Consider the following 24,017-nt stretch of genomic DNA (forward strand, 5'->3'; position numbering starts at 1 on the left):
CCAACTTTTTGGGGTCAGTACATGCTAATCGTCTTTTTTAATCGTCACAAGTTCGCTAGCAAAACCAGCTAAAATGAATGTAATTGTCATACTAATACCAAAAGCAATGTGTTGCTGGTAAAAAGTCGTTAAATTAGCAGAAATCGCTGCTAAAATAAGGCTAGTCCGTATCCAAGTATGTCACCCGATTCGGGTGCTTTTTTATTTTCTAATTGAGAATAAAAAATTATACTTCTATTTTACTTTTCTTTATTTCAAAAAACAAGCGTTTTCATACGCTTGTTTTCTAATTTTTTCATCATTAACTCACGAGCCAGCCCCAGAAAAAGGGGAGACAAAAGGCGATTACGCCACAGATAACAAAGAGGGCTTTTAGCCACTTTTGGGGAATATTGGTAGATTTGACCCAAAAGGTGATGGCAAAGAGCCAAGAACAGGCAAATAAAAACCAGTAATACCAGGCAAGAGACATTATTAGTCCTCCTTTCTAGCCTTTAGCCTTTGTGTAAATTGACGGCGGGAAATCAATAACAAACCAAGCATTAATACTTCATAGGCCACAAAGAAAAGAATAAAGCAATGCAAAAAAAAGGTTTCTGGTAAGACCCAAATAATAGGGTCTGTGGCTGGGTTAAAGAGCCAAGTAGAATCACCAGGAAAAAGCACTTCGTGAAATAGCGTAAAAAATTGTTCAAAACCAATTAAGACGCCTGCTACTGCAATTAACACTGGTAAAAAGGCTGCCCAAACAAATGCTCTTTGGTGGAGAAAAAGGGTTTTATTAACGATGCCATTTTTCAAAAAACACCAAGATAGGTAAAGTAGCACGACAAAGAGCGCTTGTGTTAAGTGAAAGAGGTGTTTCACATCTTGAAAATGCTTGAGCCCTGCCGCAGAAGAAGGAAAATTAGGCATAGACAAGGTGTGTGAAAAAGGCGAGGTGAGATAGGTCATCAACACGTTAAAGTTATCAAGCAAATCTGCTTTGGGAAAGGTCACTTGCAAGGTGAGATGCAACCAATCAACCTCAAATGGGTAAAGCAACCAAGCACCGTAAATCGTGATTAAAATAGCCACAGATAAAAGCCAAAGCCATGTGGCAAAGGTCCAAATCTTATTTTTCATCGAAAGTCCATTCGTCTAAGCTTGAAAGAACGTGGTCAGGTTGAATTGGCAAGGTTGGCACTTCTTCTGGTTTGGTAAAGCCAGTTGTCACCAATAGAGTTGCAATATCATTTTTGATACCGGCCATGATGTCTGTCAAATAGTTATCACCCACCATAATGGCTTGGTCGCGCTTCACATTTAAAACGTCTAGGGCTTTGTTCATGATAATGGCATTAGGTTTGCCAATGAAAATCGGTTTGACGCGTGTTGCAATTTCCAAGAATTTGCTAATAGACCCCGCACCTGGCATCAAGCCACGCTCTGTTGGGATATTTAAATCAGGGTTGGTCCCAATAAATAAGGCACCTTTTTGGATGGCTAGGGTGGCTACTGCCAGCATTTCATAGGTTAATTGTGTGTCCAACCCAACCACAACATAGGCAGGATTTTCAGTATCTTCAACGTAGCCAGCTTCTGCAATGGCTGTTTTTAAGCCCGTTTCACCAATGACGTACGCTGTTTTGCCACGCTTCATGTCATTCATGTAATCAACCGTTGCCATGGTCGCTGTATAAATGGTTTCAAGCGGCGTTTGAACGTTAAATTGCTTGGCTAACATTTCTTGCACCGCTTCAGGTGTGCGTGTGGTATTATTGGTCACCAAAACATAAGGAATATGTCTTTCTTGCAGGCGTTGAATAAACCGTTCCCCTGCAGGAATACGTTCCTTTCCCTTGTAAATCGTTCCGTCTAAGTCAATCAGGTATCCTTTATAAGTCACATTATTCTCCTTTTTTATCTGTATTGTTAAAGTTTACAATCTGCTTTCTTCGATGCTTCGCCATTCGATGCAAGCTTGGGCATGAACAGTTCCTTGGGTCACAATTTCGTGTTTAGTCGACAAATCCTTTTGTTCCACGCGCGAAATGATATCATGACCATAGTGAATTTCTTTAACGTATTTGAGGTGGATATTGCGAGGAACGTGGTGTTGCAAAAATTCAAAATCCAATCCCTCATACATCCACGCCAAATACTTGCTGTTATTGACATGACCGTTCAAATCAAGGTCAAAGAAACGCACATGATACAAGGTTTCTTCTGGATTTTCCAAATCCTCGTACTTAGGACCGCGGTAAATTTTCTTGATTTTTTCAGCTTGATAAGGAGCTACCAAATCATCAATCACAAAATGCACCTTGCGGGTTTCATAATCCATCAAAACAAAGGTCGAATGAATAGTGATGATTTTTGCCCCTGTGGCATCGTAAACGTAAAAATCACGGTAACAAAAGAGTTTGTTGTAAGACGTTGGCACGGTTTCAACGGTGATGGTTTCTGCGTATTTGGGCAAACGCTCAATTTCAATCGCATAGTCCGTCACAATCCAAACTAACTGATACTTTTCATAAATAAACTCATTACTGATGCCTAATGCCATCGATTGCTTACCAGACACTTGTAAGACCAAGGACAATAGTTCTGGCAATTTCATGTTGAAATTGATATCACTTTCATAAAAAGGAACCGTATATTTTTCTTGATAATGACAACCCATAATACTACCTACTATATGATAAATTTTTCTGCGACAGTATCGCCTAAGAAAAGACCTTTTTTCGTCATGCGAATCATCTCGTCATCTGGCACCAAAAGACCTTGTTGACGCAATTCAGCAACCACTTGACCATAACGCTCCTCAAAGGAAATCCCAAAACGTTCTTCAAATTTGGCAATGGAAACGCCTGATTTCTTACGTAAACCTAGAAACAGCTCTTCTTCCATCATTTCCTCTTTGGTCAGAACTTCTTCTGACAATCTTGCATTACCTTCTGAAACAGCCTTCAAATAATGTTGAATAGGCCCCTGGTTACGGTAACGCACCCCAGCAATATAACCAGACGCCCCAGCACCAACACCATAATATTCCGCATTGTCCCAATACATGAGATTATGTCGACTTTCAAAACCAGGCTTGGTAAAATTGGAAATTTCATAATGCTCAAAGCCATTTTTCTCAAGTTCTGTAATGATGTAGTCAAACATCTCTGCCTCAAGGTCTTCTTGAGGCAGATTAAGCTTACCACGGCGCATTTTATTCATGAAAACCGTGTGGTGTTCCAATATCAAACTGTACAAACTGAGGTGGGGAATATCTAGCGCTAAAGCCTTGGCAACATTTTCCTTAACATCAGACATGGTCTGATCTGGCAAGGCATAAATCAAGTCAATCGAAATGTTATCAAATCCAGCTTCTTTTAAACTGGCAATGGTGTCATAAATCTGAGCTTCATTGTGGCTGCGACCTATTTGTTTCAATTGCTTGTCGTTAAAGGTCTGCACCCCCAAAGACACACGATTGACAGCTGATTGTTTGAGCACCTCAATTTTGTCCTCAGTCAAATCACCTGGATTGGCTTCAATGGTGAATTCTTCCAAGACACTTAAATCCAAATTTTTAGTAAGATTTGTCAGCAAATAATCCAATTGCTGAGCAGTGATGGCAGTAGGAGTCCCACCACCGATATACAAGGTACGCAGTTGTTTAATATCGTAACGCTCAAATTCACGAATAAGAGCCTGCAAATACGCATCGACAGGCTGATTTTTGATAAACACTTTTGAAAAATCACAATAATAACAAATCTGAGTACAAAAAGGAATATGAACATAAGCTGATGTTGGTTTTTTTAGCATGACGTTATTATAACATTTTTAAAAAAACTTAACCAATTTTCCAAAGAAAAAAGAAGCAAGGTATCAAAATGCCTCACTTCTCTATGCTTGATATTTAGTCTAATCCGATTTCATCTCTCACAACGGCTGCGATGGTATCAACATAGAAGTCAACTTCCTCATCCGTGGGCGCTTCAGCCATGATACGCAAGAGCGGTTCTGTTCCACTTGGACGAACCAAGATACGACCGTTGCCGTCCATTTTTTCTTCCATTTGGCTGATAATACCAGCGATAGCAGGCACTTCCATTGCCTTGCTCTTCATGCTGTTTTCCACACGAATATTAACCAATTTTTGAGGGTAGATCGTCACTTCTGCAGCCAATTCAGAGAGTTTTTTACCTGTTTTCTTAATGACTTTTGTCAATTGAATAGCTGTCAATTGACCGTCACCAGTAGTGTTGTAGTCCATGATGATAACGTGACCAGATTGTTCACCACCTAGGTTGTAGCCTGATTTTTTCATTTCTTCTACAACATAGCGGTCACCTACGGCTGTAATGGCCTTGTGAATACCTTCACGGTCAAGTGCTTTGTGGAAACCAAGATTTGACATAACGGTCGTAACAATTGTATTATGCGCTAGTTTACCTTGTTCTGATAGGTATTTTCCGATGATATACATAATCTTGTCACCGTCAACGATATCACCGTTTTCATCAACAGCAATAAGGCGGTCACTGTCACCGTCAAAGGCCAAACCAACGGCAGCACCTGATGTTTTAACCAATTCTTGCAATTGTTCTGGATGGGTTGAACCAACACCAGCATTGATGTTAAGACCGTCTGGATTTTCACCAATAACCGTAATGTCAGCATCCAAATCTAAGAAAACATCTCGAGCAGACACAGAAGCTGCACCGTTAGCTGTATCCAAGGCAACCTTCATGCCTTCAAGACTAGTACCTGTTGAAACGAGGAATTTTTCGTATTTGCGAAGTCCTTCAGGGTAATCAACCAAAGTCCCCAAACCTTCTGCAGATGGGCGTGGAAGCGTGTCTTCTGCCGCATCCAACAAAGCTTCAATTTCTTCTTCTTGGTCATCGGCTAATTTAAATCCATCGCCACCGAAGAATTTGATGCCATTGTCCAAAGCTGGGTTGTGACTAGCTGAAATCATAACACCTGCGCTAGCTTTTTCAGTACGAACAAGATAAGAAACCCCAGGAGTTGCCAAAACGCCTAATTTGTAAACCTCAATCCCCACAGAAAGTAAGCCAGCAATCAAAGCTGATTCTAACATTTCCCCAGAAATACGCGTATCGCGTGCTACAAACACTCTAGGACGCTCTGTTTCGTGTTGACTTAAAACGTAACCACCAAAACGCCCAAGTTTAAAGGCTAATTCTGGTGTTAACTCAACATTTGCTTCTCCACGAACGCCATCTGTTCCAAAATATTTTCCCATTATTCTTTAGCGAAAATTCGCTCCTCCATTTTACTTCATTCATTTCCAAGAATGGGTAACAAGGCATTACCCATCGCTATATCTTTGCTATTATCTATTATTTTTTAGTCACTGTCAACTGAATAGTCACAACAGACGGGATAACGGTCACATCATCCGCCGATAGATTGACACTAACATTGGTATCCTTGGTGATATTAGAAATATCTACCGTCGCTACGACTTCATTTACCGCATTCAAAGCCTCTTGACTTCCTGAAATTGTCACTTGCGTTTGGCTTGGTTTATAAGCAATGTCAGATAAACTGCTGTTCATCTCACCCGTTGTCCGCACCGTTAATGGCACTGACTTGGTTAATTTTTTAACCGTGACATCCAATTTTGCCTTTGAAGGATTGATGGCACTGGCTAAGATAGTTCCATCTGCTGCCACAGCTTGCAAGGCAACACGACCACTATAATCACTATCTAAGACCTCAGATTCTGGCAATTTAGCTACCACATGGTCAATTTGATTGATGATGCTCTCATCGCTGGTCACTTCTACTTCTGAAAGGTCTGTTGACACTTTCTTCAATTCGTAACCTGATGCGATTTGGTTGCTGTCCACTTCTCCTTTAACGGCAAATGTTTTTGTTTTTCTCTTTCCAATGGTTACTGAAATATGGCTGGGTGAAGCTGTTGCTGTTACCCCTGTCGGTAAATTAGTGACTTTCAAAGGAACGGTTTGGGTTCCTTCTCCATATTTTGTCAAATCAGCCACGACCTTGAAGCTTCTCGTATCGCTATTGATTTCCGAATCTAATTTCACTCGATTGATAGACGTCAAGTACACTTCTGTTTCATAAGAATAACCGCTGATAAAGTATTTATCACTGTCATACTTAATATCAATAGGAACATTGGTTAAGGTGTGGGTGTAGGTTTCGGTTGCTCCAGACACCTGCGAACCAGTCCTGTTGTAATTACTAGACGTTGCTGTCAAAAACAGCAAAATCGCAAATATTATTGATACAACAACCAACCAAACTTGACTATTGAAAAATCGCCTCATTTATCCCCTCCTCCAAATTTTATGGTACCAAGGTTCCTCGGTTTTTTGCTCTGTAATCAATTGTTCTCTCAGAATCGCCTCAAATTCTTCCTTGCTCAAATCATGCAAGAATTCTCCTTTGGATGTGATAGAAATACCACCTGTTTCTTCTGAAACCACTATGGTCAAGGCATCTGAGTTTTCTGACAGACCAATGGCCGCACGGTGACGCGTTCCAAATTCCTTTGAAATGACCATAGATTCTGACAAAGGCAAATAAGAACAAGCCGTCGCAATTTTATTACCTCTGATAATTACAGCACCGTCATGAAGAGGCGTGTTGGGAATAAAAATGTTAATTAGCAATTGATTGGAAATATCCGCGTTCAAGGGAATCCCTGTCGAAATGTATTCTTGCAAGGTCTGTGTCCGCTCTATCGCAATCAAGGCACCAATTTTACGCGGGCTCATGTAGGCCACTGATTTTAGCAAGGCTTCAACCAATTTTTCCTCGTCACTGGCTTGCTGGGTTTGCATGAAAACCTGTGTGGTTCGTCCAAATTTCTCCAGCCCTGTCCGAATTTCTGGGGCAAAAATCACAACCCCTGCAATGACACCGTAGGTAATGACTTGATTCATCAGATAGGTAATCGTTGTAAAACCAATCCACTCAGCGACAAATTTTAATAAAATAAAGAGCACGACCCCTTGTATGAGGGACATGATTTTCGTCCCCGCCAAGGCTCGTATTAATCGGTAAATAAAATAAGCCACAATTAAAATGTCTAAAAGATGAACAACAATCTCCCATGGATTTTCAAATAAGGTTGCCCAAAATTTAGCATCAATAAGGGTTAAATTTCTCATACAAGCATCTCTTTCATCTAACTCACTAAAGTTTCCACTACATTATACCACGTTTTCAAAAGATTTTCTTTATTATAATATATCTTTTTATGGTACAATAACCTTATGAAATTAAACACACTTATGGGACTAACGGCTGGGAAGTCTGCTCATTTTGTTTTATCTAAAATGGGACGTGGCTCGACCTTGCCAGGAAAAATCGCCCTCACATTCGATAAAGATATTCTAGATACCATTGCTAAAGACTATGAAATTGTTGTGGTGACAGGGACAAATGGTAAAACCCTGACAACTGCTCTGACAGTCGGTATTTTGAAAGAAGCCTTTGGCGAAATTGTCACCAATCCAAGCGGTGCCAATATGATTACAGGTATTACGTCAACTTTCCTGACAGCAAAAAGAGCCAAATCAGGCAAGAAAATTGCGGTGCTTGAAATTGACGAAGCTAGTTTGCCAAAAATCACAGAATACATCACACCAAACCTTTTTGTGTTCACTAATATTTTCCGTGACCAAATGGACCGCTACGGTGAGATTTACACCACCTACCAAATGATTTTGGACGGGGCAGCCAAGGCACCAAAAGCGACGATTCTAGCCAATGGAGATAGCCCTCTGTTCCATTCCACTAAGGTGGTTAATCCTGTCAAATATTATGGCTTTGATACGGAAAAACACGCTCCAAAACTGGCTCACTACAATACCGAAGGTATTCTTTGCCCACATTGCCAACACATTTTGAAATACAAACTCAACACCTATGCCAACTTAGGAGATTATGTGTGTGAACATTGTGGTTTCCATCGTCCAAAATTGGACTATGCCTTGACTGAATTGACAAAGATTACCAATACCACTTCAGAATTTGTCATTGATAACCAATCCTACAAGATTAACGTAGGAGGTCTTTATAACATTTACAATGCCCTCGCGGCAGTATCAGTTGCTGAATTTTTCGGTGTTGCTCCTGAGCAAATCAAAGCTGGTTTTGACAAGAGTCGTGCCGTCTTTGGCCGTCAAGAAACCTTCAAAATCGGTGACAAATCATGTACCTTGGTTCTGATTAAAAACCCTGTTGGTGCTAGTCAAGCACTGGATATGATTAAATTAGCACCTTATCCTTTCACTTTGTCAGTCTTGCTCAACGCTAACTATGCAGATGGTATTGACACCAGCTGGATTTGGGATGCTAATTTTGAGGCTATTTTAGACATGGACATTCCTCAACTATTTGCTGGTGGGGTTCGTCATTCTGAAATTGCCCGCCGCCTTCGCGTGACAGGCTACGATGACACCAAAATCACCGAAGCTGAAAATTTAGAAGATATTATGACATTGATTGAATCACAACCAACCGAGCACGCTTATATTCTCGCTACTTACACGGCTATGCTGCAATTCCGCGAGATTTTAGCCAATCGTCATGCTGTTGGAAAGGAGATGAACTAAGATGACTTACACTTCACTCCAATCACCTGACACCAAAGATTACACTTACGAGCTAAATGTTGCCCATCTTTACGGCAATCTTATGAATACTTATGGTGACAATGGTAATATTCTCATGATGAAATACGTTGGTGAGAAACTCGGTGCCAAAATGACCTTTGATATTGTGTCTTTGGGCGACGATTTTGACGCTGATTACTATGACATGGCCTTTTTTGGTGGTGGTCAAGATTACGAACAATCTATTGTTGCCAAAGACCTACCAAGTAAAAAAGAAGCTATCGCCAACTTCATCAACCAAGACAAAGTTATCCTAGCTATTTGCGGCGGCTTCCAACTTCTTGGACAATATTATGTGCAAGCCAATGGCGAAAAAATCAACGGCATTGGCGTCATGGGACACTACACCCTCAACCAAGACAACAACCGTTTCATCGGAGATATCAAAATTTACAATGATGAATTCAAAGAAACCTATTACGGTTTTGAAAATCATCAAGGACGTACCTTCTTATCAGACGACGAAAAACCGCTAGGCACTTGCGTTTACGGAAATGGGAATAATAACGAAGATGGCACAGAAGGTGTTCATTACAAAAATGTGTATGGCAGTTATTTCCACGGCCCTATCTTATCACGCAATGCCAACCTAGCCTATCGACTTGTTACTACCGCCCTAAAAAATAAATACGGAGCCGATATTCAACTACCAAGCTACGACGCTATTCTCTCAAAAGAAGTCGCTGAAGAATATGCCGATACCAAAAGCAAAGCTGAATTCGACAAATAATACCAAAAAGATTGCATCTGCAATCTTTTTATTTTGCTCCTTATACATAAAAAAGAGCCTATCTGAAATAGATAGACTCTTAAAATATTGTTATATCAACAATTATTTTTTAAGGTTGTAGAATGATTTCAATCCACGGTACTCAGCTACTTCACCAAGTTGGTCTTCGATACGAAGCAATTGGTTGTATTTAGCGATACGGTCAGTACGTGAAAGTGAACCAGTTTTAATTTGACCAGCGTTAGTTGCAACTGCGATGTCAGCGATTGTTGAATCTTCAGTTTCACCTGAACGGTGTGATACAACGGCAGTGTAACCAGCTTCTTTAGCCATTTCGATAGCTTCGAATGTTTCAGTCAAAGTACCGATTTGGTTAACTTTGATAAGGATTGAGTTAGCAGCACCTTCTTTGATACCACGTTCAAGGTATGAAGTGTTAGTTACGAAGAAGTCATCACCAACTAATTGAACACGGTCACCAAGACGTTTAGTAAGTTCTTTCCATCCGTCCCAGTCGTTTTCGTCCATTGCATCTTCGATAGTGATGATTGGGTATTTGTTAACCAATTCTTCGATGTAGTCGATTTGTTCTGCAGCAGTACGTTTAGCAGCACCTTCACCTTCGAATTTAGTGTAGTCATAGATTCCATCGTTGTAGAATTCTGATGATGCACAGTCAAATCCAAGGAATACATCTTCACCTGGTTTGTAACCAGCAGTTTCGATTGCTTTGATGATAGTTTCTACAGCGTCTTCAGTACCATCAAATTTAGGAGCGAATCCACCTTCGTCACCAACAGCTGTTTCAAGACCACGTTCTTTAAGGATTTTCTTAAGAGTGTGGAAGATTTCAGCACCCCAACGAAGAGCTTCTTTGAATGTAGGTGCACCAGCAGGTACGATCATGAATTCTTGGAAAGCGATTGGAGCGTCTGAGTGAGAACCACCGTTGATGATGTTCATCATTGGAGTTGGAAGAACTTTAGTGTTGAAACCACCAAGGTAGCTGTAAAGTGGAATTTCAAGATAGTCAGCTGCTGCACGAGCTACGGCAATAGAAACACCAAGGATAGCATTTGCACCGAGTTTACCTTTGTTTGGAGTACCATCAAGAGCGATCATTGCACGGTCGATTGCTTGTTGATCACGAACATCGAAACCAATGATAGCTTCAGCAATGATGTTATTAACATTGTCAACAGCTTTTTGAGTACCAAGACCATTGTAACGAGATTTGTCTCCGTCACGAAGTTCAACTGCTTCGTGTTCACCAGTAGAAGCTCCTGAAGGAACCATACCACGTCCAAATGCACCTGATTCAGTGTAAACTTCTACTTCAAGTGTTGGGTTACCGCGTGAGTCAAGGACTTCGCGAGCGTAAACATCAGTAATAATTGACATTATGTTACTCTCCTTATGAGTTTTAATATTTTACACTACAAATAATACCATAATATCACGGCTTAGGCAAATAAAAACGAGAATTTTTGTAAATATTGTCACAATATTTTTGTGAATTTCCATTTTCTTACTTCATTTGGTAAAAAAAATGACAGTTAGCGGGATTTAGCCTATAATAAGACTAATAAATGTGAGGTGCTAATATGAGTGAACTAGAAAACAAGGTGCTGCACGCTGCAGCAGGTGAAAAACGCTTGAATCCAGATGAACAACGGCTTTATTTTGGGACTTTCGCTGAACGAGTCGTTTTGTCTATCCCTGTAGAAGATAGCCGTTTAAAAGCGACTAAAGGACGATTTAAAGGCATTTTAAAAGAATTATCCCAAGAATACACCACTTTATTTGTCAAAATCTCACCATCTTTGTCTTTTGCGGACCAATGTTATTATATGAAAGTGGCTCAAAACCTTTCTATTCAAGCCACGATTGTTGATGAAAAAAATGCCCATTCGCCTTATGGTATCATCGTTCATTCTGACAAGGCAGAAAATGTGGACAATCCTTTATTGTCCGTGCGCTTTCCACAGCCCGTCGATGAGGAAAAACCTCAAAAAGCCAATAAAAGTGGCTTTTGGTCTAGACTCTTCCACAAGGATTAAAAATCCGTCAAGGCTAAAAGATTGCCAATATTTTGAGCGGTGCGTTCTAGGTTTTGAGGGGCTTTTGCCAAGGTCTTTTCCAAGGAGTCCACACCTGAAATAATTGGAAAAGCGGCTTGGATATTGGCAACAGGAAAGTCAGGCAAATCGTCTTTCAAGCTACCGCAGATAGCAATAACCGGCGTGCCCTTTGGAGTGCGTCTAGCAACACCAACAGGGGCTTTCCCTGATAGGCTTTGCTGATCCATGCGTCCTTCTCCAACAATAACCAAATCAGCTGCTTGAACTCGGCGATCAAAATCAAGCACATCAAGAACAGCATCAATACCTGAGATAATTTTTCCACCAGCAAAGGCAACTAAGCCAGCTGCCATACCCCCACCAGCTCCTGCTCCTGCCAAATCAAGAAGTTCTGGAAAGGATTGGCGGTAAAACTGTTCCATGGCCTTATCCACATGGGCAAAGTCAGTCTTGGGCAATCCCTTTTGCCCTGCAAAAATGTAGGTCGCTCCTTTGGGACCACACAAGGGATTGGTGACATCAGTAATGATAGTAAGGGTGACTTGCGAAAGGTCTGGAGAATTAGAATCGCGAAAGAATCTGACAATATTCCCAAGATTATCACCAACTGCAGCAACTTCTTGACCAGACTCGTCAAAGAAACGATAGCCTAATCCTGCTGCCATTCCAATACCACCATCATTAGTGGAACTGCCGCCAACGCCAATCATGATTTCTTTGATACCAAGGTCAACAAGGTGTCCAATCATTTCACCGACACCTTTTGTCGTTAATGTTAACGGATTGCGCTTATCAAGTGGAACTTTTTCCAAGCCACATATGTCAGCCATTTCAAAAACAGCTAATTGACCATTGGTCGCATAGTGAGCTTCCACAGGCTGACCTAATGCTCCCGTAACAATATGGCTATCACGCCTTAGGTGCAAGCCATCAGTTAAGGTCTCCAAGGTTCCTTCGCCACCGTCGCCAATCGGCATTAAGTCAAAAGTCGCATTTGGCAGTGCTTTTTTAAATCCCCTTTGAATGGCTTTTGCCGCATCGAGGGCAGATAAACTTTCCTTAAATGAATCGAGTGCTATCAGGATATGCATATAACCCACTCTCCTTTATTTCTTTAATACTATTATAACGTTTTTGAAAGTTACGAGGTTAACAAAATGGAAAAATGGGATGCTTACTTAGCAAATGGTCACAAAACCAATCACATCTTAATCCGAGGGCAAAGCATTCCAGATGGATTCTATCATTTGGCTGTCAAATGTTTGGTGCAACACCTTGATGGTAGCCTTTTGTTTATGCAGCGCCATCTTGATAAGAAGCTTTTTCCTGGCTTTTTTGAGGCCAGTGCAGCAGGCTCTGCCCTTTACGGCGAAAACTCTGAGCAAGCTATTCGGCGGGAGTTGCTGGAAGAAACAGGACTTGTACCAGCTAAACTAACCTTTTCAAAAAGGATTGTTTACAAGGAAGATCAGTGCCTTATGGATCGTTATGTTGCTCTTGTGGATTGTCCAAAAGATCACATAACCCTTCAAAATGGGGAAACCATTGCTTATCAGTGGGTTACTAAGGAAGATTTCAAGCGTTTTTTAGAGAAGTATTCCGTCGTTCCTGCACATCGTTTGATGTTAGAATCGTTATTTTTGGATAAATGAAAAGTCAGCCTCATCTTTGGCTGACTTTTTGCTTGTCTTATTTAGCTAGCGTTTTCTTTGAGGCGTAAAACAACAGTTGTCAAAGAATCAAGGGTTAGACCATCTTCTGTCATCGTAACACCACTTGGATCAGGAATGGCTTCTACTCCAGCTTGCTCCCCGTCCACAACGACCTCTGCGGCTAATAGATCTTTGTAAGCATCGGTCAAGAAAACATGACGCGCCACACTATCAGCATTGATAAAGACAGCGTAACGGTCGCCGTTGCTAGCGAGGGTTTGGTAAGCAATCACTAAATCATCGTAACCAATGCCATTTTCATTTGGAATGGTGATGAGGCTGACATTTTGGTCAATCATTTCCTTGGTGGCCAGGGTAAAGGCATCCGTTGAGCGACGCAGGTGAATCAATCCCTTGGTGTAAGCTCTGCTTTGGGTATTGTCAGGATAATGATCGCTATCTGTAGCCTTGCTCCAATCAAAATGGTTAATCGCATCTGTCGAATCATAAGAATCACTGATGAAATAAGGGTAGTCAAACGGTGTGCCGTCTTCGTAAGTCAAGTAATCTGATTTGGCGGGAACTTGGTCAAGAGCAACAGGTCCACGGTAAGCTTCGTCACGGAATTGTTTGGTACGACCGTATTCTTGTCCAGAGTGGATAAAGGCTGTTCCTTGTGAGGTTAAAATGAGGGCATTCCCCAAACGCAAGCGGCGTTGGATTTCTGCTTCGTGCTTAGGAATGCTTGGGTCTTTGTGAATGGATTTGGCAATCACATCATGCAAAGTCAAATTATCGTGTGCGGCGATGTATTGCACAACATCTCCTGGATCATCAGCTAAAAAGTTATTTGGCTGAGCCTTGATATTATTAAATAGCAGATTTAGGGGCCTTGCACCGCCTGTTAGAAAGGCAGGTGAGCCTTCGCTTGGGTAGCCAGATTTTAACAAATTACGCATGTCATCAGAGAAAGAACCAACGCTGTCTGTCTGTGACATCCAAGTTTGGTCGGCAGGTTGACGCCAATCGTTGTTATCACCTGCATAAGAAATCCACCCTTCCCCAAGCATAATGATATTAGGGTTTAATTTTTTAGCAGCATCGTAAGCCATTTGCACGGTTTGGGCATCCAAATCCCCCATCATGTCAAAACGGAAACCATCCACTTTGAATTCTTTAACCCAGTAAAGCACGGAATCCATGACCAAACGACGAGTCATGTAGTGGGTTGTCCCTGGGCGACCACCACCAAAACTTGTCTTAGCAGTGCCGTCTTCTTCCATGAAATGGTAATAATTTGGCTCCAAGTCCTCTAAAATAGCTAGATCAGCCGTATGGTTATAAACAACGTCCAAGATAACTCCCATGCCACGCTCATGAATAGCATGAACCAAGTCTTTGAATTCTGCAATGCGTTCTTGTGGGTCTTGCGGGTCAGCTGAATACATCCCTGTCAAGGCAAAATAACTTTGTGGGTCATAACCCCAATTGTAATTGGTATTGCTAGAAGCGTAATTCAGTAAGCACACATCATTTTTAAATTCATTGGCGAAATAATAGCTCATCACAGGCAAAAGCTGGATGTGGGTCACACCAAGGTCTTTTAGGTAATCCAATTTATCAATGAAGGCTGAAAAGGTTCCAAAAGGATGGTGCAAGTCGTCAGCAATAGCTGGGTCTGACGTGAAATCACGAACGTGTGCCTCATAAATAATGGCATCTTCACGTTTGGTGTAGCCTTTGATATGAGCATAGTCTAATTTTTGGTTGCCAATCGATGCGGTGTCCACAATGGCAGCCTTGGCAACCTTATGCGATGGGGCAAGACCAATCCAAGCACTGTTCCAAGCGGCTAAAGATTTGGCATAAGGGTCTAGGGTCAAGACGGTTTCTCGATCACGTTCCATTTCGTAATGGTAATAATAACCACGGTAATCTGAAATGCTTAATCCAGTGGCTGAAGTCAGACTGATTGACCACTCGCCTTTGGCACCTTTAGTCATTGGCAATTTAGCAAGGACATTATTTTGATTGTCCTTATCATAAAGAATCACAGACACTTGGTTGGCGCTTGGTGCCCAAACAGTCAAGTCAACACGCGCACCTTTATCTGACACGCGCGTACCCAATTCCCCATCATAAGCATATAAATAATCCGTATATCGCCAAGTCTTTTTCGCACGGAAATAACCGCCTAAATAATCAACATAATAAGGGGCTAAATGCTCTGAAAAATCCCCTACAACAATAATTCTGTTGCGTTCAGCATCCAAGAAAATATCAGAAACCACGACGTCATGACCATATTTGTCATTCATTCTAAGCGTTTGAAAGAGTTCCTCTCTAGCAATGCCCATCAGATTATCCACAAAAATAACCACTTTTTTGGAACTGGTTTGCTGAACAGACAGAATACTAACGGTACTTAAAACACATGACTTCATATACATTATGTAATCCCCTACCTCTCACCCATTCTAGTTTTTTGCCTTTGAAAAGGGGATTAACACTCAAGTTAGGCTGAAGCGTCTGACACCTGACGCCAACCAATCGTTGACCATTATCATCCCCAAACGTAACAAAAAACACTTAAAACCTTTTTTCTGCTCACAGTATACACAATATTATGCAATTACGCAAGCGTTTTCTATGTGAATATTGGCTTTCTTTATTTTCATTTAAACTTTCAATAATTGGTAATTTCTGGGCGGTCATGAAGCCTGCTTTTCTTACCTTGGCGTGCTTTTAAAACAGCATCAACATCTTCAATACTAACGCCAGTTTCGACCAACATTACTGCCAAATGGTACAGAACATCTGCTGTTTCATTAGCGATTTCTATCTTGTCTGCATTTTTGGCAGCGACAACCACTTCGGTGGCTTCTTCACCGACTTTTTTGAGAATTTTATCCAAGCCTTTGTCAAAAAGGTAATTGGTGTAAGAACCTTCTTTTGGATTGTTCTTACGATCTTTAGCCTCTTGGTATAATGTATCTAACATGAATATCCCCCTTCTTTTTGCCTACAAAATCTGATTGAAAAAGCAGCTATAAGCGCCTGTGTGGCAAGCAGCACCCTCTTGCTCAACGACAACCAATAAGGTATCACAGTCGCAATCCGTTTTGATTGATTTGACGTATTGATAATGACCGCTGGTTGCCCCTTTATGCCAGATTTCTTGACGTGAGCGGCTCCAATAGTGCATTTGCTTGGTTTCCAATGTTAAGTGATACGCTTCTTCGTTCATGTAGGCTAACATCAGTACTTGTCCTGTTTGGTAATCCGTCACAATCACAGGAACAAGACCATCTTGTTTCGCAAAATCAAGTTTTATTTCACTCATTGTCTCACCTCAATTCCTGCAGCAGCCATGGCAGCTTTGGTGTCAGCAATTGAAACTTCGCCAAAGTGGAAAATAGAAGCAGCAAGGGCACCTGTGGCAGTGGTATTTTCAAAAACCTCAACGATATGGTCAATCTTACCTGCACCTCCAGAAGCAATCAAGGGCACATTGACTACATCTGCAACGGCATTTAGCATCTCCAAATCAAAGCCTGACTTGGTGCCGTCCTTATCCATACTGGTCAGCAAAATTTCACCCGCACCAAGCTCAACCACCGTTTTTGCCCATTCTAACAAGTCAATTCCTGTGTCCTTGCGACCACCTGCCACATAAACGTGCCAAGTTCCGTCAGAAACCTTGCGGGCATCGATAGCTGCGACCACACATTGACTGCCAAATTTCTCTGCACAATCCTTGATAAGTTGAGGATTGGCAACGGCTGAGGAATTGACAGCCACCTTATCCGCCCCAGCTTTAAGCATCTTCTGCATATCCTCTACCGAGCGAATGCCTCCTCCTACGGTAAAAGGAATAAAAACTTGTTCTGCCACGCGTTTGACCATTTCCACCGTGGTTTCGCGTTCTTCGTGCGTTGCGGTAATGTCCAAGAAAACCAATTCATCACAACCTGCCTCATAGTAAGCACGCGCCGCGTCAACAGGATCACCAACATCAGCGAGATTGACAAAATTAACCCCCTTAACCACACGTCCGTCTTTAACATCCAAGCAAGGAATAATGCGTTTTTTCAGCATAAATCACCCTCCAAATGCTTTGAGTTCCTCAAGGCTGATATTGCCGTTGTAATAAGCTTTTCCGACAATCGTACCAGCCACACCAATGGCTTGCAATCTAACCAAATCTTGTACCTGTGAAATGCCACCAGAAGCGATGACCTTGGCTATTTTGAGCTCTGACACTAGACGTTCATAATGCTCGATATTTGGTCCCATTAGCGTACCATCACGGTCAACATCGGTATAGACAAACAAGGTCACACCCATTTTTTCCATGGCTTTGGCTAGGCTAATGTAGTCAACATTGCTGGTTTCTAGCCAACCTTCTGTCGACACCCAACCATCTTTGGCATCAATTCCAACAACAATCTTATCACTACCAAATCGACTGAGAGCTTCTTGCACAAAATCTGGCGCTTTTACTGCCATCGACCCAATAATCACACGGTCAATGCCAAGGCTTAAATAGTCCTCAATTTGTTCAAGGGTGCGAATGCCGCCACCCACTTCAACGCCCAATCCTGTGACTTCTTTCAAACGTGCAATTAATTCACGATTGGTTGCCTTGCCATCAAGGGCACCGTCCAAATCCACAACATGAATAAACTGAATCCCTGCTTGAGCAAACTGCTTGGCTTGGTCTATCACATCAGGATTAACCACCGTTTTTTGCTGAAAATCACCCTTGAACAAGCGAACCGCTTGCCCATCTTTAATATCAATAGCTGGAAGAATTTGCATAGGAACCTCCTTTTTTTCTACTGCCTATTTTTGTTCACAAATCTGGGTAAAAGCTTTTAAAATCCCCAGACCAACGTCGCCTGATTTTTCAGGGTGAAATTGAGCCCCGTACACATTGTCCTTGTGAATCATGGCTGGGATAGCCATGCCATAATCAGTAGTCACATCGGTGTAGGCTTTAGGAACGTCTGTAAAATAGCTGTGCACAAAATAAACCGATTGCCTAGCTAGTCCATCAGTAAGCGGACTATCTTGGATCACAGAAAGATCATTCCAACCTATATGGGGCACAGGCATGGTTTTGGTCGCCTTAATGGGACGACAGACCCCTGGAATAAAACCAAATCCCTCGGTTTCTTGGTGCTCGAGCCCCACTTCTGTCAGCACTTGCATTCCTAGACAAATGCCCAATAAAGGCGTCCCCTGTGCAACAGCTTCCTTAATAACCGAAACCAAGCCACGTTTGTGAAGCTCTGCCATGGCTGCTGGATAGGCCCCAACGCCTGGTAAAATCAGACCGTCTGCTGTCAAGATTTTGCTGGCATCTTGGGACAATTCCGCTGGCATACCAATCTTGCTCAAGGCTCGCAGCACATTAGCCGTATTTCCTGCATCGTAATCAATAACAATTATTTTCATTTACGCTACCAAAGCCCTGACAACACCGCCTAGTTAAGCTGCATTGTGGCTGATTTCCTTTCTCTTGTTTTAGAGCAAGCCTTTTGTAGAATTAACCCCTTGGATTTCAGGATTGATGGTAATGGCTTCGCGTAACGCCCGCCCAGTTGCTTTAAACAAGCTTTCTGATTTGTGGTGATTGTTTTTACCATGCAAAATCTTCAAATGCAAATTCATCTGCACATTGAAAGCCAAGGCTTGGAAAAATTCCTCCACCAACTCGGTATCGAAATTACCCAACTTGGGATTATCAAATGTGCAATCAAACACCAAATAACTACGTCCTGACAAATCAAGACTTGCCAGGCCCAACGTTTCATCCATGGGCACAAAAGACGTGCCGTAGCGATTGATACCAGCCTTATCCCCCAAAGCTTCTTTCAAGGCTTGACCAAGCACAATGCCCACATCTTCAACCGTGTGGTGGCTGTCAACGTGCAAATCACCGTCTGCTTTAACCACCAAGGAAAAGCGGCCGTGTCTGGCCATAAGGGTCAACATATGGTCAAAAAAGCCCACCCCAGTGTCAATACTCACAGGTTCTTGAGCGTCTAAATTAAGACTCAATTGAATCTTGGTTTCAAATGTATTGCGTTCGATACTTGCTGTTCTCATAAAATTTCCCTTTCCAAAATGGGAGTCACACCCTTGATTCCTTCTGGTCTAGGAGGTCAATAAGGTGATACAAATCAGGTTCATTGATCTGATAAAGTGCTTCTTGTCGCACAATAGGCTTGGCACAAAAGGCAATACCCATACCCGCCGTTTTTATCATAGGCAAGTCATTAGCACCATCACCCATAGCAATGGTTTGGCTGAGTTCCAAACCATTTTCAGCTGCCCACTCCTGTAATTTGGCCTTTTTAACCTCTTTGGTAACCACTTCACCAAGCACTCTACCTGTCAAGACACCTTCTGTCACTTCCAAGCGGTTAGCCTTGACATAATCCAGCCCTAGGCGTTTGGCTAACACATCCACCGTTTCGTGAAAGCCACCTGATACCACACCGACTTTGTAGCCACGGCGGTGCAATTCTGCCACTAATTTTTCAGCACCTTTAGTAAAATGCATGCGCTCGAGTACCTGCTCAAAAATGCTTTCTGGCAGGCCCTTTAACAAGCTAACACGTTCATCCAAGGCCTGTTTGAAATCCAATTCGCCATTCATAGCACGCGCTGTGATATCCGCAATTTTTTCCCCGACACCAGCTTCTTCACCCAATAAATCAATACCTTCTTCTTGAATGAGGGTTGAATCCACATCCATTACCAATAATCCCTTTACTTTAGTCATGGCGCACCTCGATTGCTTTGGCGTGAGCTTGCAGACCTTCGGCATAAGCTAGACGTGTGATGTCTTGACTTGCTGCTTGCACGGCTGCTTTTGAATACTGCATGTACTGGATGCGTTTGATGAAATCATGCACCCCAAGAGCTGATGAAAATCGGCTGGTGCTGGTTGTCGGCAAAACGTGGTTGGCACCAGCATAATAATCCCCAATCGGTTCACTTGTGAAATGCCCAAGGAAAACAGAACCCGCATTTTCAACCGCATCAAGGTAATCATAGGCATTATCCATGGCAATTTCCAAGTGTTCTGGAGCCACTTGATTCATCAAGGAAAACATGGCTGGAGCCGATTCTGCCAAGATAATTCGTCCGTTGTTTTCGATAGAGGCACGCGCAATCTCCTCGCGTGGCAAGCGTTTGAGCTGCTCTTCAATTTCTAGTTCAACCGCATCTGCCAACTCTTTAGAATTGGTCACCAAAATGGCACGTGCTCGCACGTCGTGTTCGGCCTGAGAAAGCAGATCAGCTGCTACGTATTTTGGATTGGTCGTGTGATCTGCTATGACGCCGATTTCTGATGGACCTGCAATCATATCAATCCCAACAATGCCGTACACCATTTTCTTAGCCGTTGCAACAAAGATATTGCCAGGACCCGTAATCTTATCCACTCGCGGAATGCTTTCTGTCCCATAAGCCAAGGCTGCGATACCTTGCGCCCCACCAACTTGATATATTTTGTCAACGCCAGCCAATGATGCCGCCACCAAAATAGCTGGTTCAAAGTGCTCTTGCGGTGGGGTAATCATGATAATTTCCCTTACGCCTGCAATTTTAGCTGGAATCACATTCATCAAGACAGATGAAGGATAGGCTGCCGTCCCACCTGGAACGTAAACCCCCACACGTTCAATGGGACGAACCAGTTGCCCACGAATGACACCATCACTAGGAGAGTCCTCAAAACCTGTTTCCAATTGTTGCTTGTGATAGCTTTCAATATTGGCTTTGGCGCGTTTGAGGGCTTCTAAGACATCTGCATCAATGGTCGCAAAAGCTTGGTCAATTAAATCGGATCCCACCTCAAAATCATCAAGGCTAATCTTGTCAAAGGTTTCAGAATATTTTCTTAGGGCTTGGTCGCCATTTTTCTTGACATCTTCCAAAATCTGACGAACCACGTCGTCCACGTCACGGTTGTCCTTGCTCAATTCCAGTTGTTCTTGGTACAAGAGTTCTGAAATCTCTTTGGTCGTTCCTGTTAAGCGTTTCATATAAAAGCTACCTCCTCATTTCCAACAATCGTTTCCAGTTTTTGAATAAAAGGCATAATTTCTGGGTTGTTTTTCAATGCTGCTTTATTGACAATTAAGCGCGCTGAGATACGGCAAATATCCTCATAAACAGTCAAACCATTTGCAGCCAGTGTGTTTCCCGTTTCTACGATATCAACAATAGCATCCGCCAAACCAATCACGGGGGCAATCTCAACACTTCCTTGAATGGAAATAATCTCTACATCCTCCCCCTTGCTGTTAAAATAATCCGTCGCAATCGTTGGGTATTTTGTGGCAATGCGCTTACGCTTGTGGTCGTAGGGATTATAATTTTGGGTCGAAGCCACGGAAAACTTACACAATCCAAAATTCAAATCCAGCATTTCTAAATAGCCAGTTGGGTGTTCAATCAGCACGTCCTTGCCAACTACCCCAAGGTCAGCCACCCCATGCCGCACATAAGTGGTCACATCAGGCGCCTTGACCAGTAAAAATCGCAAGGTTTTGTCAGGACTTTCAAAAATCAAATTTCGCCCTTTATTGTCCATAAAAGACATATCAAAACCAACTTTTTCTAAGAGTTTCACCGTATCTTTTTCAATACGCCCTTTGGTTAGAGCGATGGTTATTTTATGAGTCATTAAGCACCTCCTTCTAAATGGTCATGCACCGCTTGGTAAATGGCATCAATATCTACTGCCCACCCAACTGCGGTCAATTTTGTAGCACCAAATCGTTCAAACAATTTATCGTAACGCCCACCTGACGCAAAAGCATCTGGCACTTTATTTCCAAATACCTTGAACATCACCCCTGTGTAATAAGGCATGGTAGGCATTTGGGCCAAATCAATATAGCTTTCTGTCAAGACATCTGACACTTGCTCTAGAAGCATTTCCAAGTCAGTCAAGGCTGCTAAAATCCTTTCATTTTCCACCAAGTATCGTGCTTTATCCAAGACCTGATAGCTTTCCCCGAACAAGAAAGGTAGAGCTTTCAAGAAAGCGTCCAATTCGCTTGGGTAGCGCTTGGTAAAAGTGTTTAGCTGGGTTATATTTTTGTCCCGAATGGCTTGTGCCAATGCTTCCCCAGCATCTTGTGGCAAAGCCAAGGTTTCAAAAATCGTCTGCAAAATCGCTGCATGGGACAATTCAAATTGGTAAGATGGAATGCCTGCAATATCCAGAGCTTTTTTGGCTGAAACAATAGCTTCACAAACCGCTTCCTTGGCAGGGTAGCCCACAATTTCAATCCCAGCTTGGGTGTGCTCATTGGTCAATCCACGCATTTCCTCATTGTACTTAAACACCTTTCCTGAATAAGAAAATTTAATAGGCGTTTCCACCTGTGTTGAGGCGATAACACGCCCAATCTGACTCGTAATGTCAGGACGTAGCGTCAACAATTCTCCGCTTTTATCAAAAAAATGGTAATGATTGCTCGTCACACTGTCATTAAACACTTCAAAATGCTCTAAAGTTGGGGTTTCGATGCGATGATAGCCTTGGCTCATCAAAAAATCACTAATATCACGCTCAATGGTATAAGTCACACGCGCACGCTTGAATAATTTATCGTGCATGCCGACAGGTAATGTTGTCTTTTTCATACGCTCAACTCCTGCTTGCATCCTATGATGCCTCTTGAAAAGCCTTAATCACTACAATAACCTGCCCCATCTCCGCCTGATTTCCAATAGAAATCCGCAGATGATTTTGAAGGCGTTTAACTTTTGGAAAATACCGCACATGAATATGATGGGCTTGCAGGTAATCAAATAAGGCTGGTGCTTCGTGATTTGGGCATTCTGCCAATACAAAATTGGTTTGCGACTCCAAAACAGTAAAACCTAGCTGAGAAAGCGCCTCACTAAACCAGTGCCGTGTCGCCATGATTTTTTGGCAAGTACCTTCGTAATAGTCCCAAGATTCCACTGCCGCGACTGCCAATTCTTCCGCAATCAAATCAACATTGTAAGGATTGATGGCATTTTTCACTGCATTGATGACCGCCATCAAGTTGGGATTTCCGATACCGTAACCAACGCGCAAGCCCGCCAGTGAAGCATCCTTGGAAAAGGTTCGTGTGATAAACAGATTATCGTATTTCTTCAGCAAAGGCAGAGCCGTTTTCCCTCCAAAATTGATATAAGCCTCATCAACGATAACCACCACATCAGGATGAGCTTTGATAAGTTTTTCCAAATCATCAAGGGACTTGTAAATGCCTGTCGGCGCATTGGGATTTGCCAAAACAATGCCCCCACAATCCCTCATATAATCTTCCACATCTATTTCAAAAGCTTGATTGAGCGGCACTTCGATAAAAGGAATGTGGTACAAGTCCGCCCAAACCTTATAAAACCCATAAGTCAAATCTGGAAACAAAACAGGTTGTCCACTGTTAAAAAAAGCAAGAAAAGCCATAGACAAAATGTCATCCGACCCATTGCCAATAATAATTTGACTAGGGTCAAGACCATGTTGCTTGGCTAGTGCCACCCGCAAGGCTTCTTGGTTCAAAGTGGAATACTTGCGCAAGCGATGGGCATCAAAATGAGAAAAAGCATCCGCCACCTTTGGACTTGGTCCATAAGCATTTTCATTGGTATTCAATTTGATAATGTGCTCGCCGCTTGGCTGACTGCCAGCAACATAAGGCTCAATCGCCCGTAATCCTTTAATCTTTGCCATAAACATACCCTTTCTCTTTTTGATGTTCAAAAAAACGCCCTCGCAAAAAAATTGCAAGGACGTTCAAAACGTGGTTCCACCTTTGATTCAACAGCCAGTCGCCTCAACTGTTCTCATGAAGTACATGACTTCTGA

General features: G+C 42.3%; 24 protein-coding genes and 1 pseudogene. 4 read left to right on the forward strand and 21 right to left on the reverse strand.

The window, feature by feature from the left end; genetic code table 11:
* Positions 1-474: 474 nt before the first annotated feature.
* From B3R79_RS03240 to cdaA, 7 genes are all read right to left on the reverse strand, one after another.
* Complete coding sequence (locus tag B3R79_RS03240; protein WP_293693730.1) at positions 475-1,125, reverse strand: TIGR01906 family membrane protein; 651 nt, start codon at positions 1,123-1,125, stop codon at positions 475-477.
* Complete coding sequence (locus tag B3R79_RS03245; protein WP_167829320.1) at positions 1,115-1,888, reverse strand: TIGR01457 family HAD-type hydrolase; 774 nt, start codon at positions 1,886-1,888, stop codon at positions 1,115-1,117. Before B3R79_RS03245 ends, B3R79_RS03240 begins: the two co-directional genes overlap by 11 nt.
* Positions 1,889-1,921: 33 nt before the next feature.
* Positions 1,922-2,665 carry an acyl-ACP thioesterase domain-containing protein gene (locus B3R79_RS03250; RefSeq protein WP_168260571.1) on the reverse strand — a complete coding sequence of 248 codons (744 nt, stop codon included), beginning with the start codon at positions 2,663-2,665 and terminating at the stop codon, positions 1,922-1,924.
* Between the two features lie 11 nt (positions 2,666-2,676).
* Positions 2,677-3,804 carry a radical SAM family heme chaperone HemW gene (gene hemW / locus B3R79_RS03255; RefSeq protein ID WP_293693732.1) on the reverse strand — a complete coding sequence of 376 codons (1,128 nt, stop codon included), beginning with the start codon at positions 3,802-3,804 and terminating at the stop codon, positions 2,677-2,679.
* Positions 3,805-3,898: 94 nt separating this feature from the next.
* On the reverse strand, positions 3,899-5,251 hold the full coding sequence (gene glmM, locus B3R79_RS03260) for a phosphoglucosamine mutase (protein ID WP_168260569.1): 1,353 nt from the start codon (positions 5,249-5,251) through the stop codon (positions 3,899-3,901).
* A gap of 97 nt (positions 5,252-5,348) precedes the next feature.
* On the reverse strand, positions 5,349-6,305 hold the full coding sequence (locus B3R79_RS03265) for a CdaR family protein (protein ID WP_293693734.1): 957 nt from the start codon (positions 6,303-6,305) through the stop codon (positions 5,349-5,351).
* Positions 6,306-7,151, reverse strand: coding sequence for a diadenylate cyclase CdaA (gene cdaA, locus B3R79_RS03270; RefSeq protein ID WP_168260567.1), 846 nt, complete (start codon positions 7,149-7,151; stop codon positions 6,306-6,308). It lies immediately after the preceding gene.
* 105 nt (positions 7,152-7,256) lie between these two features.
* Between cdaA and murT the strand changes: the two genes are divergently transcribed.
* Complete coding sequence (gene murT / locus B3R79_RS03275) at positions 7,257-8,600, forward strand: lipid II isoglutaminyl synthase subunit MurT (RefSeq protein WP_168260566.1); 1,344 nt, start codon at positions 7,257-7,259, stop codon at positions 8,598-8,600.
* A 1-nt stretch (position 8,601) separates the two neighbouring features.
* Positions 8,602-9,390 carry a lipid II isoglutaminyl synthase subunit GatD gene (gene gatD, locus B3R79_RS03280; protein ID WP_154455380.1) on the forward strand — a complete coding sequence of 263 codons (789 nt, stop codon included), beginning with the start codon at positions 8,602-8,604 and terminating at the stop codon, positions 9,388-9,390.
* A gap of 102 nt (positions 9,391-9,492) precedes the next feature.
* Here gatD and eno read toward each other — a convergent pair whose 3' ends face one another.
* Positions 9,493-10,791, reverse strand: a complete 1,299-nt coding sequence (eno, locus tag B3R79_RS03285; RefSeq protein ID WP_204984498.1) for a surface-displayed alpha-enolase — start codon at positions 10,789-10,791, stop codon at positions 9,493-9,495.
* A gap of 203 nt (positions 10,792-10,994) precedes the next feature.
* On the opposite strand from eno, the gene B3R79_RS03290 reads away from it, so the two are divergent.
* Positions 10,995-11,450, forward strand: coding sequence for a YueI family protein (locus B3R79_RS03290; RefSeq protein ID WP_154454239.1), 456 nt, complete (start codon positions 10,995-10,997; stop codon positions 11,448-11,450).
* Here the strand turns inward: B3R79_RS03290 and B3R79_RS03295 are convergent.
* Positions 11,447-12,562 carry a glycerate kinase gene (locus B3R79_RS03295; RefSeq protein ID WP_293693738.1) on the reverse strand — a complete coding sequence of 372 codons (1,116 nt, stop codon included), beginning with the start codon at positions 12,560-12,562 and terminating at the stop codon, positions 11,447-11,449. The two genes, B3R79_RS03290 and B3R79_RS03295, sit on opposite strands and share 4 nt — an antisense overlap.
* A gap of 66 nt (positions 12,563-12,628) precedes the next feature.
* Between B3R79_RS03295 and B3R79_RS03300 the strand changes: the two genes are divergently transcribed.
* Positions 12,629-13,123, forward strand: a complete 495-nt coding sequence (locus tag B3R79_RS03300) for an NUDIX hydrolase (RefSeq protein ID WP_293693740.1) — start codon at positions 12,629-12,631, stop codon at positions 13,121-13,123.
* A gap of 41 nt (positions 13,124-13,164) precedes the next feature.
* On the opposite strand, the pseudogene B3R79_RS03305 reads toward B3R79_RS03300, so the two are convergent.
* The 12 genes and pseudogenes from B3R79_RS03305 to hisC form a co-directional block, all read right to left on the reverse strand.
* Positions 13,165-15,582, reverse strand: a pseudogene (locus tag B3R79_RS03305) (pullulanase); the annotation flags it as partial.
* A gap of 227 nt (positions 15,583-15,809) precedes the next feature.
* A complete protein-coding gene (gene hisE, locus B3R79_RS03310; protein WP_154454235.1) occupies positions 15,810-16,124 on the reverse strand; it encodes a phosphoribosyl-ATP diphosphatase in 315 nt (104 codons plus the stop codon).
* 21 nt (positions 16,125-16,145) lie between these two features.
* Positions 16,146-16,466, reverse strand: a complete 321-nt coding sequence (gene hisI, locus B3R79_RS03315) for a phosphoribosyl-AMP cyclohydrolase (protein ID WP_154454234.1) — start codon at positions 16,464-16,466, stop codon at positions 16,146-16,148.
* The gene (gene hisF, locus B3R79_RS03320; protein ID WP_154454233.1) at positions 16,463-17,221 is read right to left on the reverse strand and encodes an imidazole glycerol phosphate synthase subunit HisF; all 759 of its coding nucleotides are present in this window, start codon (positions 17,219-17,221) and stop codon (positions 16,463-16,465) included. Before hisF ends, hisI begins: the two co-directional genes overlap by 4 nt.
* Positions 17,222-17,224: 3 nt before the next feature.
* Positions 17,225-17,944: a 1-(5-phosphoribosyl)-5-[(5-phosphoribosylamino)methylideneamino]imidazole-4-carboxamide isomerase gene (hisA, locus tag B3R79_RS03325; RefSeq protein ID WP_293693741.1), complete on the reverse strand. Its 720-nt coding sequence runs from the start codon at positions 17,942-17,944 to the stop codon at positions 17,225-17,227.
* 24 nt (positions 17,945-17,968) lie between these two features.
* Positions 17,969-18,583 (reverse strand): imidazole glycerol phosphate synthase subunit HisH, encoded by a 615-nt coding sequence (hisH, locus tag B3R79_RS03330; RefSeq protein ID WP_293693742.1) that lies wholly within the window; start codon positions 18,581-18,583, stop codon positions 17,969-17,971.
* A gap of 69 nt (positions 18,584-18,652) precedes the next feature.
* Positions 18,653-19,237, reverse strand: a complete 585-nt coding sequence (gene hisB, locus B3R79_RS03335) for an imidazoleglycerol-phosphate dehydratase HisB (RefSeq protein ID WP_154454230.1) — start codon at positions 19,235-19,237, stop codon at positions 18,653-18,655.
* Positions 19,238-19,262: 25 nt separating this feature from the next.
* Positions 19,263-19,916 (reverse strand): phosphoserine phosphatase SerB, encoded by a 654-nt coding sequence (gene serB / locus B3R79_RS03340; RefSeq protein ID WP_204984491.1) that lies wholly within the window; start codon positions 19,914-19,916, stop codon positions 19,263-19,265.
* Positions 19,909-21,186, reverse strand: coding sequence for a histidinol dehydrogenase (gene hisD, locus B3R79_RS03345; protein WP_293693745.1), 1,278 nt, complete (start codon positions 21,184-21,186; stop codon positions 19,909-19,911). The genes serB and hisD overlap by 8 nt, the downstream gene beginning before the upstream one ends.
* A complete protein-coding gene (gene hisG / locus B3R79_RS03350) occupies positions 21,183-21,830 on the reverse strand; it encodes an ATP phosphoribosyltransferase (protein WP_154454227.1) in 648 nt (215 codons plus the stop codon). The genes hisD and hisG overlap by 4 nt, the downstream gene beginning before the upstream one ends.
* Complete coding sequence (locus B3R79_RS03355; RefSeq protein WP_293693747.1) at positions 21,830-22,798, reverse strand: ATP phosphoribosyltransferase regulatory subunit; 969 nt, start codon at positions 22,796-22,798, stop codon at positions 21,830-21,832. Before B3R79_RS03355 ends, hisG begins: the two co-directional genes overlap by 1 nt.
* A gap of 22 nt (positions 22,799-22,820) precedes the next feature.
* Positions 22,821-23,882, reverse strand: a complete 1,062-nt coding sequence (gene hisC / locus B3R79_RS03360) for a histidinol-phosphate transaminase (RefSeq protein ID WP_168260554.1) — start codon at positions 23,880-23,882, stop codon at positions 22,821-22,823.
* Positions 23,883-24,017: the final 135 nt, after the last annotated feature.

Origin of the sequence: Streptococcus sp. UBA3373, assembly GCF_002360305.1 — a bacterium.
In the GTDB taxonomy this organism is placed as follows: domain Bacteria; phylum Bacillota; class Bacilli; order Lactobacillales; family Streptococcaceae; genus Streptococcus; species Streptococcus alactolyticus.